Origin of the sequence: Paenibacillus oleatilyticus, from assembly GCF_018998565.1 — a bacterium.
Taxonomy (GTDB): domain Bacteria; phylum Bacillota; class Bacilli; order Paenibacillales; family NBRC-103111; genus Paenibacillus_G; species Paenibacillus_G oleatilyticus.
Map to the genome: position 1 here is coordinate 365,610 of NZ_JAHNZO010000001.1, position 12,677 is coordinate 378,286.

Genomic DNA, 12,677 nt, shown 5'->3' on the forward strand with positions numbered 1-12,677 from the left:
CCTTTTATCCCAGCAATCCCAGCTGCTTGCCCGCACGTTCCAGCGCGTTCAACGCAAAATCGAGATCTTCCTGCGTATGCCCTGCGGTTACAATAAACCGCACCCGTCCTTTGTCCATGGCTACCGTCGGGTAAACGATACCTTGCGCGAAGATGCCTTCCTCCAGCAGCAGGTCGGAGAAGCGCATCGTCTTCGCCGGGTCGCCCACGATGACCGGGACGATCGGCGTCTCGCTTCCGCCCGTATCGAATCCGAGCGACTGCACCTTCGAGCGGAAATACGAGGCGTTCGCCCACAGCTTCTTGATCAGCTCGTCACTTTGTTTGAGCACTTGAATCGCCGCGAGGCAGGTAGCCGCCACCGCAGGCGTCTGCGACGTGCTGAACAGAAACGGACGCGCTTTATGAATCAAATAATCCTTCAATACCTGATCGCACGCGACATAGCCCCCGACCGCGCCGACAGCCTTGGACAATGTGCCTACTTGAATGTGCACCCGCCCGTGCAGGCCGAAGTGGTCGGTCGAGCCTTTGCCGTTCTTGCCCAGCACGCCGCTCGCATGAGCGTCGTCGACGTAAACGAAGGCGTCGTATTTCTCCGCCAGCTCCACAATGCTTGGCAGCGGGGCAATGTCGCCGTCCATGCTGAACACTCCGTCCGTTACAACGACGCGCTTCTTGAACCCTGCGCTTTCCTTGAGCACGGCTTCCAGTTGGTCCATATCTTTGTGCGCGAATATTTTCCGGTGCGCCTTCGTCAGCCGGATGCCGTCGATGATGCTCGCATGGTTCAGCTCGTCGCTGATGACGACATCGTCCGGACCGAGAATGGACGAGAGCACGCCTTGATTCGTCGTAAAGCCGGATTGGAACACGAGCGCCGCTTCCGTCCCTTTAAACTGGGCCAGTTCCTGCTCCAGCCGGTCGTGAATGTCGAGCGTGCCCGTAATGGTGCGCACCGAGCCGCTGCCGACGCCGTACTGCTCAATGGCCCGAATGGCCGCTTCCTTCAAGTCCGGGTGATCGGTCAGTCCCAAATAGTTGTTCGAAGACATCTGCAGCAGCCGGCGGCCGTTCAGCGTCATCCATGTGCCTGAGCGGCTCTCCCACACCGTAAGCGGACGATACCGTCCTTCCTGCTTCGCTTGCTCCAACTCATCCCGCAGTGAGTTCCAATTGACCATGAACGAGCTCCCCCTTATTGGTTGATTGTGTATCCGTGTCGTGGTGAAATACGATTTTGCCGCATTGACCGGAAGCCGCGAGCGCAAAAGCTTCCTCATACTGATCCAATGTAAAAGTGTGCGAAATGAGCGGCTTCAGATCGATCCGTGTCCGGTCGAGCAAACCCTTGAGCTGGTACCAGGTCTGGTACATGCGCCGTCCGGTGATGCCCTCCACGCGAATTCCCTTAAAAATAATATGCCGCGACAGGTCGAGCGAAACCTCCCGGGTCGGGATGCCCAACAGCGAGACTCGGGCCGCCGGAGCCGCCGCTTCGAAACCTCCGCGGATGGCGTCCGGGTGACCGGACATTTCCAGCACCACTTCCGCCCCTTCCCCGCCGGTATGCTCCATGATCGCCTGTACCATGGACGTCTCCTTGCTGTTAATCGTCACGTCCGCTCCCATCGTACGGGCCAGTCCCAAACGGTAAGCGTTTACGTCCACAGCCATCACCGTACCCGCTCCGCACGCTTTGGCCACCGCTACCGCCATCAAGCCGATCGGTCCGGTGCCGATGACAGCCACCGACTTGCCGACGATGTCGCCGGAAAGCACCGTCTGTACGGCGTTACCCAGCGGGTCCTGCAAGCAGGCGAGCTCGAAGGGGAGCTGCGGATCGTTGTGAATCACGTTGGTCGCTTTGACGACCGCGTAGTCCGCGAAGCAGCCCGGCGCCGTAATGCCGAAGCTTTTCGTATTCGGGCAGACGTGCGCGTTGCCGGTCCGGCAGGCCTTGCAGACACCGCAGACGATATGCCCTTCCGCCGAGATGCGGTCCCCGAGCTTCACGTTCGTAACCCGGCTGCCTACGGCTTCTACGACACCGGCGAATTCATGGCCGAATACGTTAGGCGTGACCACCGTTTGCTCCGCCCAGGCGTCCCATTGGTAAATATGTAAATCCGTACCGCAGATTGAAGTCGTTTTCACCCGGACCAGCACTTCATCGGGACCGCACTCCGGAACGGGAACCTCCTTCAATACCGCGCCGAACGCCCGCTTTTCCTTCACAAGCCCTATCATCGTTGTTCCCATCGTGCATCCCTCCGCCGGATGTTGTATAATATAATAAACCATTGTGCGCTATGGTGTACTTACACTATATTATACATATGTACGTGATATTGTACATAGGGTAAAGCGTCACCTTGGAAAAAAATTTTTTCTTCCCGCCGGCAAGTCCCAACGGAACCGTTGTGCGCGACCGCCGTTCGTTTATAATGGAGAGAGTAAAGCAGCATGGGAGGATATCATGGAGCACGAACAAATTCATAAGAAAATCGGCAAAAGCCTTCAGGCCATCCGCAAGGCCCGCTCACTGAGCCTCGACCAGGTAGCAGAGCTGACAGGGGTCAGCAAAGCGATGCTCGGACAAATCGAACGCGGCGATTCGAACCCGACGATCTCGATTCTCTGGAAAATTGTCAACGGGCTGCGCATCTCGTTTACGTCTCTGATCGAAGAGGAACCGGCCAAGGTCACGCATTTCCGATTTGAAAATTTGGAGCCTTTTGTGGAGGAAGAGGGCCGGTACCGGGCGTTCCCGCTCGTTCCGTTCGACCAGCAGAAGCGCTTTGAAATTTATACGGTAGAAATGGAAGCGAACTGTACTCACATTTCGGAGCCTCATAACGAGGGGATCGAAGAGTACATTTTGATGATGCAGGGGGAGCTGGACATCACGATCCAGCAGAAGACGTACACGCTGAAGGTGGGGGACGCGCTTCGGTTTACGGCGGACCAAAGCCATATTTATACGAATAAAACGGATCAGAAGACGATGTATCATAACATCATTCTTTACCCTTCTTGATCCGTAGCAAATGAAAACGGCAATCCGGGAAGCAGCGCCTCCTTCGGATTGCCGTTTTTGCTGCGTTATGCAAGGACCTCTGCTACTTAATAAAGTGTCTTCACTGCCTCAGACGTAAAGGGGACCAGTTCGGCTGTTCGGCCTTCGCGGATCTTGTTTGCCCAAGCAGGGTCTACCAATAACGCCCGACCTACGGCGACCAGATCAAATTCTTGACGTTCCAGCCTCTCGATTAACCCGTCGATGTTCGAATGATTCGCTCCCTTTCCTTCGGTAAAGAGAGTCATAAAATCCTCGTCCAGACCAACCGATCCGACCGTAATCGTCGGTTTCCCCGTCAACTTTTTGGTCCATCCGGCAAGATTCAGATCCGAGCCTTCGAACTCCGGCTCCCAGAAACGGCGCGTGGAGCAGTGGAAAATATCGACGCCCGCGTCGACCAAGGGCGCCAAGAACTGTTTCAGTAGCTCCGGCGTTTCAGCCAATTTCGCTGTGTAGTCACTCGCCTTCCATTGCGAGAAACGAAACACGATTGGGAATTCCGGCCCGACGGCGCGGCGGCAGGCTTCGATAACCTCTACTGCAAAGCGGGTGCGCGCAACCATGTCGCCGCCATAGCTATCAGTTCTCGTATTCGTTTTCTCCCAGAAGAATTGGTCGATCAAATATCCGTGCGCACCGTGGAGCTCAATGCCGTCGAAGCCTAGCCGCTTGGCTTCGGATGCTGCCTGTGCGAAGCCTTGGACGAGTGCGGCGATTTCCGATTCCGAATAATCGCCTACATGGCCTCGCGCTCCCATATGCCAAATCTGCGGTATGATCCGTCCGCCCGCCGCGTGTACCTCAGTCACTACGTTTGCCCAACCGTTTAATGCAGCTTCGCCATAGAAATGCGGTACGTTGCCTTGATTGGACGCATCCGGATGATTGATTACCGTACCTTCCGTCACGATAAGTCCGACACCGTTTTCGGCTCTGCGACGGTAATAGGCGGCCACATCCGAACCTGGCACACCGTCCGGGGAAAATTGCCGGGTCATTGGTGCCATCACAATACGATTAGACAGAGTCATTTTTCCGGTTACGAACGGTTCGAACAAGGCTTGAACAGATTGAGAATTACTCATAACAACCTCCAAATTAAATTATATTTGATTGAATTATGTTAATAATGTTGGCAACAGCGTTAAAAGAGTTACAGTCAGCAGCGAATTCGGATGTTCGCTCATGTACTTGGATAATCCCGGAGAACCACCTCCTTTAATCTACCCCAATCTCCCTTATGTCATCCATTGTTTACCAACCAAATCCTTTATTGACTACGTAGTCAAAAACTTCGCAAAAAAAAGATCAACGTTCAAGCATCGCAAAAGACGTACGCAAGACCGCATCGATCTGCTCTCGGGAAGCACCTGATCTCTCCATGATTTTCGCGCCGAGAAGAGCGTTGTTTACATAAGCGGCAAGCTCGTGGCTGGTATGGCGGGTCGTAATGAGCTGCTGCTCCTGACCGCTGCGGATGATCTTCTCCAGTATTTGTTTAACCTTGGCGAACATCATCTCGATTTCGCGGGTTACTTCCTTGTCGTCGGTTCCGAATTCCAGCGCGGAATTGACAACGAGACATCCTCTACGAATGGTTTCGTTGCCTTGACATAGCTTAGCATCGCGTATGGCCTCCAGCTTTTTCAAGGGGGACATTTCCCGGGATGCCAGCTCTTCCAGCATCGATATACTCTGTTCGCGATACAGCGCCAGCGCCTTTAAAAACAAGGCCCGCTTATCTTCAAATACACAATACAAACTTTGCTTCTTAACCTGCGTCGTACGGGTCAAATCCTCAAAGGAAGTCGACTTAAAGCCTTTCGTCCAGAACACTTCCATAGACTGGTGCAGTGCACGATCGACATCAAATTCTCTAGGTCTGCTCATAGGGCCATGATATCAATTCTTGACCGTGAAGTCAACAATCGTTCGCCGGTGCCCTCTAACAACTCACAGATCGTTCACCGCGCTTTACTGCTCGTCAGTTTAACAATATCGTGCCGGTTAGCCTCTGGAAATCCCCCCCCCCCTCTGACGTAGTGCGCGGACTATCTTGCGCCTACCAAAAGAAACCGTTACGGGTGAGGTATCATCAGTTTTTTTTGCCACCACATCATTTCTCGCTTAAGTTCACTTTGCTGACTTATAGCTTATCAAATTCCACTCCGTATTTATTGAAGATGGCCTTGTATTTATTTTCGAATATGGTCCATCGCTTTTCTGTTCCATACTTTTCCTGCAAAGCCTTGAAATAATGTTTAGCCGCTGTTACATCATTGGATTGTAATAGCAAATGAAAGCTCTCTTCGCCCAGATGTAAAAATGGACCTGAAGTATAGTAATCAACAATGGATCTGGCACTGGTCATAGTATCATAGAAATGAATAACCTCTTCTAATCCACTTAGCAGCGTTTTTCTTAAATCATCCATATTCGTATCAGGAGTGATTGAAAATCGATCTGGAACAGACTCAACAATTTCCCCAATTCTTGCTCTGAAGTGACACTCCGCTTCTTGGGGTGCTGTCAGAATCTCTCTCGATTGTATCTGTGCCAACTCCGCTGCATAAATACCGCAGTTCACATAAAACATTACATTGTCCGCTGAATTGCCTGAGGATTTTTGGAAATTGAACATGTAGATGAGGCTTTCTGTTATCTTATTGAAATTCAAACCCTTCTTTGCGAAGCCACGCTTGGAAAGGAACGGCTTTACGTCCTGCTTAATCATATCGCTAAAGATCTGCTGCAACATGATCCCTCCTAGAAGATTATTATAGATTTTTTGTTTCAAATACGTATCTGCTAAGACTTTCGAAGATGAATATATGTTTTGTCCATATTATAACATTTATCCGGTAGCTTTCTCACTATCCTGTCCGTTAGCGTAATGATCAAGACCATTGTTCATGGTACGGTTCAATGTAATGCATCTGTTAAATAGAAATAGGTTTTGTGGATTGGCAATGATAAGATATTGGAAGAGTAGTTTTGTTTTCTACGATATAGCTATGCTGTATAAGGCAAGTTGAAGAAACCGCAAAACGAGAGTTATGGGAAGAAACAGGTTTAATAGCTAATGATCTTGAGCTTTTAGGTGTTTTTTCGGGAGAAGACAGGCTGTATACATATCCAAACGGAGATGAGGTTTATACGATCGGCATCGTTTATGTATGCAGAGATTTTTCAGGAGAGTTTTTATCACAAACCAATGAAACAACAGAATTGAAGTGGTTTAATATTGATGAACTGCCGGATGATATATTCCCGCCAAATAAAAAACCTTTGAAGGCTTTTGTTGATTACATTAATCGAACCAAGGGATAACACCAACATTTTAAGTGTTTTATACACTTAGCATTAGCGGACTATCTATCCAAGTTTTCTTTAGAGCTCAAAATAATGGTCCTTCCCTATAAGGTGCTTATTCCAAAACAAAAAACTTGCCTGATCTTTGGCAAGTTTTGATTTAGTAATAAAGTAAAAGTGCCTATGACGGTGGTTTCCCTAGAAGGCACTGCACAAATCTATAGGCTGTCGAACCGCTTGCGAATGTCCTCAAGCAGCAGCTTGGCCGCTATAATGCCGCCGGACGTATTCCAGATCGGCTCGTTGACGACGAAGGCCCGTTTCGTTTTGACGACGTTCATGTTTTGCGCGAGCGGGCTGCCCAGCCATTCCTCGGCCGTTTTCTTGGCCCCGGTGTCCCCTTGACGGTCCGAGACGAAATAGAACATCACGTCTCCGTCGAGCACGGTCATTTGCTCCTGCGTAATGTCCGCAGAGAAATCGTCCTTGTTCTGGGCGTCCGGACGAGCAAAGCCAAGCTGGCTCAAAATAATTCCGGCGAAATTGTTCTTGTAATAGACGCGAACCTTGCCGGGCTGGAAGCGGGCCAGCGACACGCGCATGTTCGTCTTGTCGCCCAAGTGCGCTTTGGTCTGCTCGACCGCTTTGTTGTAATCGTCCAGCACGGCCTTGCCTTCGGCTTCTTTGTTCAGCGCCGCGGCATACAGCTTGAAGTTGTCGATCATGCTGTCGCCCAGATTTTCCGTAAAGACCGTCGGCGCGATGGCGGACAGCTGCTGGTAAATTTTCTCCTGACGCACCTTCGTCCCGAGAATCAGATCCGGCTTCAGCGTCGCAATGACCTCGACATTCGGCTGCGTTTCGTCGCCGATCATCTTCACGTCGGCCATCTGCTCCTTAATATGCTCAAACCACGGATCACCAATCCATGATTTCACAGCGGCTACCGGCTTGATGCCGAGCGCCAACAGCGATTCGGTGCCCTGATTCGTCAGAACGACGACCCGCTGCGGCGTGCCTGTGATTTTCGTCTCCCCCATAGCGTGCTTAATCGTGCGAGACGCCGGTTCCTGCTGCGAAGGCTGCTGCCCCGCTTCAGGCTTCCCGGTCCCTCCGACACCGCAAGCCGCAGCGACCAAAGCAAGAACCAACACAACCGCTAGTACGGAAATCTTTTTCAACCCGAATCCCCCAAATCCCTTGAACAACAACGATAACTTCCCCTTTCAGCGATCAACAAGTGGTCTTTTATCGATAATGATTATTATTATCAATGAAAACTCGAAAAAACTCCCGTTCCGACGGGATCAAGCCGATAAACCAAACAAGCGTTACAATTGTCACTTGTGTTACACTTGTAACATTAAACGAAATCGTCCGGTTATGCAATAACCTCGGCACTCCCCAGGGGCGAAAATGGACAGATGAAAGGAAGTGTCACACTTGGGCGTGGCTACGGGCAAGCTCTCCTTGCGGTCGCAGGAATGGATTCAGACTGCGCTGTTTCAATTAATGGAAAAAAAGCCCTACTCTCTCATCTCCATTACGGAGATTGCAGATAAAGCAGGACTTGCGCGCCAAACGGTTTACCGGAACTTTCAGGACAAAGACGAAATTTTATTGAATTACTTGACCCGGTTGATGAGCGGCGTGTGGCAACATATCGACGGCGGGCAGCCGTATACGGAAGCGATGTTCGTGCTGCTGTTCCGTACCTGGAAGGACAACATTCCCCCGTCGCTGATCCTGAACATCAAGGGCCAGGACCGCAAAATCCGGCAGCTCATCTTCCGCAGCATCTGCGATTGCCACGACGAGCTGTTTATCGGCGGAAGCCGAAGCGGAAGCGGCACGCAGTCCGACATTTACCGCCTGTACGGGCAGAAATCGTTCTCGGCTCTCCTTCACATGATGCTGATCGAGTGGACGCTGCAGGAATTTCATCTGTCTCCCGAGGAGATCGGCAAGGTCGTCAGCGAGCTGTCGGCTTCGATGCGGAAGTTTCTATGAGCTACCGCTTATTTGAGTCCGGTGAGCGCAATGCCGCGCACGATCTGCTTCTGGAAGATCACAAACAGCAGGATCAACGGCAGCACGGACACGGTCGCTCCCGTCATGATCAGTACCCAGCCGCTCGTATCCTTCAGCTCGCTGGAGAAGAACGCCACGCCAACCGGAATCGTGAAATGCGTCTCCGTCTGCGTCACGATCAACGGCCAGATGAACGCGTTCCAGCTGCCGAGAAACGACAGGATCGCCAGCGTCGCCAGCGCGGGGCTCACGAGCGGCACGGCGACGCGCAGCATGATGCTCCATTCGTTCATGCCGTCGATCCGCGCCGCGTCCAGCAGGTCCGAGGGCACCGATTCCATGAACTGCTTCATCAGGAAGATGCCGAAGGCGCTGACGAGCCCCGGAAACAGGACGCCAACGTACGTATCGACCCAGCCGAGCTTGGCGGACAGCAGATACCACGGAATGATCAGCATCTCGGTAGGCACCATCAGCGTGCTGAGAATGACGATAAAAATGAGCCGTTTCCCGGCAAACGTAAATTTCGCCAGCACATACCCCGCGACCGTATCGAACAAGCATACGCTCGCCGTCATGATCACCGCGATCGCAAAGCTGTTATACACCCACTCCGTAAACGGCGTCGTGGCGAACAATTCCGCATAATTGGCCAGCGTCGCGCGATCCGGCACGAGGCTGAGCGAGAAGACATCCTGCGGAGTCTTGAGCGAGGTGGCGACCATCCAAAAAAATGGAAATACCATCGCGAGCGTGCCCGCGGTAAGCAGTGCATAGCTGCCAAGTCTCATCGATCTCCCCCTCCTTAATATTCGATCTTCTTGCTTAGCACCTTAAGCTGCAGCAGCGACAGGAGCAGGATCAACGCGAAGAGAACGACAGTAGCGGCCGCCGCTTGCCCCATATTGAAGTGCTTAAATGCGAGATTGTAAATGTACAGCACAATCGAGACGGTCGAGTTGAGCGGACCGCCGGACGTCATGTTGAGCACCTGCGTGAACGACTGCAAATAATCGATGCTGCCGATGACGACGGAAAACACGATCACCGGGTTGAGCAGCGGCAGCGTGATGTGCACGAACCGCTGCCAAGCACCCGCACCGTCGATGGCGGCCGCATCGTAGTACAGCCGCGGGATGCCCTCCAGCCCCGTCAGGAAGATCAGCATCTGAAAGCCGACGCCCTGCCAGATCATGGCGGCGATGACCAGATAGATCGCCTGGGACGGCGAGCCGAGGAACAGCTGCGGATCGAGCCCGAGCGAGAGCAGAATACCGTTGACGACGCCGTTCTTCATCAGCATCCAGCGGAACACCCAGCTGACCGCCACGACGCTGGTGACGTACGGGATAAAATAGATCGTGCGGAACAAGCCGCGCAGCCGGCCGATGCGCTGCAGCAGCAGCGCTACAGCCAATCCGGCGGCGACTTGCCCTGGCACGCCGGCCAGCACGTAGACGAGCGTATTTTTCAGCGCTTGCAGGAACACTTCGTCCTGAAACAAGGCGGCGTAATTGTCGAGTCCGACAAATGGCTTTTCTTCGGACAGCATATCCCATTCCCGGAAGCCGACGTTAAACGAATACAGGATCGGCAAAATCCGGATCGAGACAAAAAAAAGCAGCGGCAGCAGCAGGCTGGTGTATACGAACACATACCGCTGCTTTTTCAAGCCGAGCCTCCGCTTCAGAGGGGCCCGGCTTCTGACAGCAGGCAGCGCTTCGGCACGTTCCATCGTTTCTCGTCCTCCTTTCTCTCGCAGCACGCACGCCGCCTTATTTTTTATCCTGCTTCGCCCAGTAATCGTCGAACAGCTTCTGCGTCTTCTTCACCAGCTCATCGTACGCTTTCTCGACCGGCACCTGCTTCAGCGCCACTTGATCAACCGCCTCGACGAAGTAATCGCGCTCCAGCTTCTCGTCCACGAAGAAGTGCGCATGCGCATAAGGCAGCTGCTGGATGAACGGACCGAGCTTCTCGTCCTTCGCGTATTTGTCCTGCAGCGCGACCTCTCGCTTCGCCGGAAGCTCCCCGACCTTCTCCACCCACTGCTCCTGCACTTCCTTGCTGGTCAGAAATTTCAGGAACTCGGTCGCCGCCTCCAGCTTTTTGCCCTTCACGCCCTTCGTAATCGAGTTGGCCCAGAAGGACACCTGTGTCGCTTTGTCCTTGTACGAAGGAAGCGGCGCAATCGCATACTGGAGGTCGGGCGCGTCCTTCTTGATCCCGCCGAGCTGGAACGATCCGTCGATATTCATCGCGGCTACGCCCTTCTTGAAGGCGGTAATGTCGTCGTTATAGAAATCCTTGGTGCCGACCTTATGTACCAGCGACAGGTCGATTAAATACTTGAACGCCTCCAGCCCCGCAGGGGAATCCGCCCACAAAATTTTGCGCCGGTCGTCGCTGATATCCTTGCCGCCCGCCTGATACACAAGCGCGTCGCGGTACCAATGATGAAGCTGCGCGTTCGGCTGCCAAGCCAGCCCTTCGACAACGTATTGCCCGTTCTTGTCCTGCTGCGTCAGCTTCTTCGCGGTGTCGACCAGCTCGGTCCAAGTGGCCGGCGGCTTGCCCGGATCGAGCCCCGCTTTGGTGTACAAGTCCTTGTTGTAGAATAAGGCGAGCGTGCGCACGGCAGTCGGAATCGCGTAATATTTGCCGTTCAGCTTGGCTGTGTCGACGAACGGAAAATATTCCTTTTTGATCTGCTCCTCGGAGAAGGCGCTCTCCGGCAGCGGCTGCAAATAGCCCGAAGAGACGTATTTCGGCAGCCAGCCATAATACAGGTTAATAATGTCCGGCCCCTTCCCGGCGGGCACGAGCGTCGCTACCTTCTCGTTGTACTGGTCGTACGGAAAGTTCGTCTGCTTGACGGTAATGTTCGGATGCTTCTTCTGGAACTCGTCGATCAGCGCCGCGATCAGCTCGACCTTCGCCGGGTACTGGTACTGCCAGTACTCGATGGTCACCTTCTCCTCTTGGCCAGATTCCGTCGTCTTCTGAGCGGCCTGCCCCGATTGGCCGTCTCCCGCCGGCACCTTGGAGCCGCCGCAGGCGGATAGCCCCACGGCTAAGCCAAGCGCAAGCGCTGCGGCACTCCAAGGCGTATAACGATAACGCTGACGATGAATGCTCTTCATGGTTTTCCAGTCCCCTTTTTTCTATATTAAGTTCAACAGTCTTCTCGCGTTGTTGCCGAAAATGTTCTCGATCTCCGTCTCGTTCATCCGCAGCTCGCGGCAGGAGCGCACCTGATCCTGCAAGTAGCGGTAGACGAATCCTCGCGGGAAGCTGCTGGAATCCGTGCCGAAAATAATCCGTTCGGGACCGATCAGCTCGTAGCATTTGCGGAACAGGATATCCAGGTTCAGCTCGTACGGCGTCCAGCGCATCCACTGGTTCGACCCGGACGTATCGATGAAGATGTTCGAACAGCTCCAGCACAAGTGCAGCAGCTCTTGAAAATAGCCCGCGCCGAAATGCGGAATGATAAACGGAATATCCGGGTATTCCCGGGCCACGTTAAAGATCGCCAGCGGATTGATATTGAGGTGTGAGGCGATGCCGCCCGTATGTCCGAGCAGCCCGAAATGAATGAGCACCGGCAGCTTCCGCTCGGCGAGAAACCGCCACACCGGCGTCAGCTTCGGATCGTGAAACGGGATTTCCACGAGCGGGCCGAACAGCTTGTAGCCTTTCAGGCCAAGCGTGTCCACGGCTCTTTGCAGCTCTTCCGCCGCATTCGGCTCCTCGATGGAATGGTGGGCGAAGCCGGTAAACCGGCCGGGGTATTTGCCGATCTGCTCGGCCAGATCGTCGTTGCTCCAGGCGGTCAGGAAATTGATGCCGCCGAGGCCGTAGCGGTCCAATTCGTCCGCCCAACGGTCGATGAGCGGCCGGGCCGCATCCTTATCCTCCTGTATCGGAGGCTCCGGAAAATCCCACGTCAGCCGCATCCGCTCGGAACGCAGCGCGTTCTGGCTTCGGATCACCGGATTAGCCGACATAAACGGCAGCGGATAAGGCAAATGAGCGTGAATGTCGAATACTTGAAAGTCATCCTTGAACAACATCGAGGTCCCACCTTCTGTCTTTAGGTTAGCAAGCTATACAAAAAAAGGAGATGAACGCCTGCTTCTGAAAAGCAAAATGGCTTCATCTCCGGCGATCCGGTCAATGGATAGGCAGGTCCCGGCGGGAGGAGCTCCGCTCCGCCCATTCGGCAACCGTATGAGTGCGCCCCCTTCGCC

Annotated in this window: 13 protein-coding genes; 3 read left to right on the forward strand and 10 right to left on the reverse strand. The window is 53.5% G+C overall.

Going from position 1 to position 12,677, the window contains the following annotated elements; translation table 11 throughout:
- Positions 1-4 precede the first annotated feature (4 nt).
- Both KQX66_RS01610 and tdh read right to left on the reverse strand, forming a co-directional pair.
- The gene (locus KQX66_RS01610; RefSeq protein ID WP_216788966.1) at positions 5-1,183 is read right to left on the reverse strand and encodes a glycine C-acetyltransferase; all 1,179 of its coding nucleotides are present in this window, start codon (positions 1,181-1,183) and stop codon (positions 5-7) included.
- Positions 1,155-2,261, reverse strand: coding sequence for an L-threonine 3-dehydrogenase (gene tdh, locus KQX66_RS01615; RefSeq protein WP_216788968.1), 1,107 nt, complete (start codon positions 2,259-2,261; stop codon positions 1,155-1,157). Before tdh ends, KQX66_RS01610 begins: the two co-directional genes overlap by 29 nt.
- A 217-nt stretch (positions 2,262-2,478) precedes the next feature.
- Between tdh and KQX66_RS01620 the strand changes: the two genes are divergently transcribed.
- A complete protein-coding gene (locus KQX66_RS01620; RefSeq protein WP_025849811.1) occupies positions 2,479-3,039 on the forward strand; it encodes a helix-turn-helix domain-containing protein in 561 nt (186 codons plus the stop codon).
- An 86-nt stretch (positions 3,040-3,125) separates the two neighbouring features.
- Here KQX66_RS01620 and KQX66_RS01625 read toward each other — a convergent pair whose 3' ends face one another.
- The 3 genes from KQX66_RS01625 to KQX66_RS01635 all read right to left on the reverse strand — a co-directional run bounded on the left by KQX66_RS01625 (position 3,126) and on the right by KQX66_RS01635 (position 5,839).
- The gene (locus tag KQX66_RS01625) at positions 3,126-4,166 is read right to left on the reverse strand and encodes an NADH:flavin oxidoreductase (protein WP_216788970.1); all 1,041 of its coding nucleotides are present in this window, start codon (positions 4,164-4,166) and stop codon (positions 3,126-3,128) included.
- A 223-nt stretch (positions 4,167-4,389) separates the two neighbouring features.
- Positions 4,390-4,971 carry a TetR/AcrR family transcriptional regulator gene (locus KQX66_RS01630; RefSeq protein WP_216788972.1) on the reverse strand — a complete coding sequence of 194 codons (582 nt, stop codon included), beginning with the start codon at positions 4,969-4,971 and terminating at the stop codon, positions 4,390-4,392.
- 256 nt (positions 4,972-5,227) lie between these two features.
- A complete protein-coding gene (locus KQX66_RS01635) occupies positions 5,228-5,839 on the reverse strand; it encodes a DUF4304 domain-containing protein (RefSeq protein ID WP_216788974.1) in 612 nt (203 codons plus the stop codon).
- A gap of 317 nt (positions 5,840-6,156) precedes the next feature.
- Here KQX66_RS01635 and KQX66_RS38170 point away from each other — a divergent pair, with 317 nt between their 5' ends.
- The gene (locus KQX66_RS38170) at positions 6,157-6,411 is read left to right on the forward strand and encodes an NUDIX hydrolase (RefSeq protein ID WP_438804164.1); all 255 of its coding nucleotides are present in this window, start codon (positions 6,157-6,159) and stop codon (positions 6,409-6,411) included.
- 200 nt (positions 6,412-6,611) lie between these two features.
- Here the strand turns inward: KQX66_RS38170 and KQX66_RS01645 are convergent, their stop codons facing one another.
- Positions 6,612-7,574 (reverse strand): ABC transporter substrate-binding protein, encoded by a 963-nt coding sequence (locus KQX66_RS01645; protein WP_253956837.1) that lies wholly within the window; start codon positions 7,572-7,574, stop codon positions 6,612-6,614.
- A 268-nt stretch (positions 7,575-7,842) separates the two neighbouring features.
- On the opposite strand from KQX66_RS01645, the gene KQX66_RS01650 reads away from it, so the two are divergent.
- Positions 7,843-8,403, forward strand: a complete 561-nt coding sequence (locus KQX66_RS01650) for a TetR/AcrR family transcriptional regulator (protein ID WP_281935933.1) — start codon at positions 7,843-7,845, stop codon at positions 8,401-8,403.
- Positions 8,404-8,411: 8 nt separating this feature from the next.
- Here the strand turns inward: KQX66_RS01650 and KQX66_RS01655 are convergent, their stop codons facing one another.
- Genes KQX66_RS01655 through KQX66_RS01670 form a run of 4 tightly spaced genes read right to left on the reverse strand, consistent with a single transcriptional unit; the run spans position 8,412 to position 12,500 of the window.
- Entirely contained in the window at positions 8,412-9,215 is an 804-nt protein-coding gene (locus tag KQX66_RS01655) for a carbohydrate ABC transporter permease (RefSeq protein WP_216788979.1), read from the reverse strand.
- A gap of 14 nt (positions 9,216-9,229) precedes the next feature.
- The gene (locus tag KQX66_RS01660) at positions 9,230-10,159 is read right to left on the reverse strand and encodes a carbohydrate ABC transporter permease (RefSeq protein ID WP_216788980.1); all 930 of its coding nucleotides are present in this window, start codon (positions 10,157-10,159) and stop codon (positions 9,230-9,232) included.
- A 40-nt stretch (positions 10,160-10,199) separates the two neighbouring features.
- Positions 10,200-11,567 (reverse strand): sugar ABC transporter substrate-binding protein, encoded by a 1,368-nt coding sequence (locus tag KQX66_RS01665; protein WP_253956838.1) that lies wholly within the window; start codon positions 11,565-11,567, stop codon positions 10,200-10,202.
- A gap of 21 nt (positions 11,568-11,588) precedes the next feature.
- Positions 11,589-12,500 carry an amidohydrolase family protein gene (locus KQX66_RS01670; protein WP_216788981.1) on the reverse strand — a complete coding sequence of 304 codons (912 nt, stop codon included), beginning with the start codon at positions 12,498-12,500 and terminating at the stop codon, positions 11,589-11,591.
- Positions 12,501-12,677 lie beyond the last annotated feature (177 nt).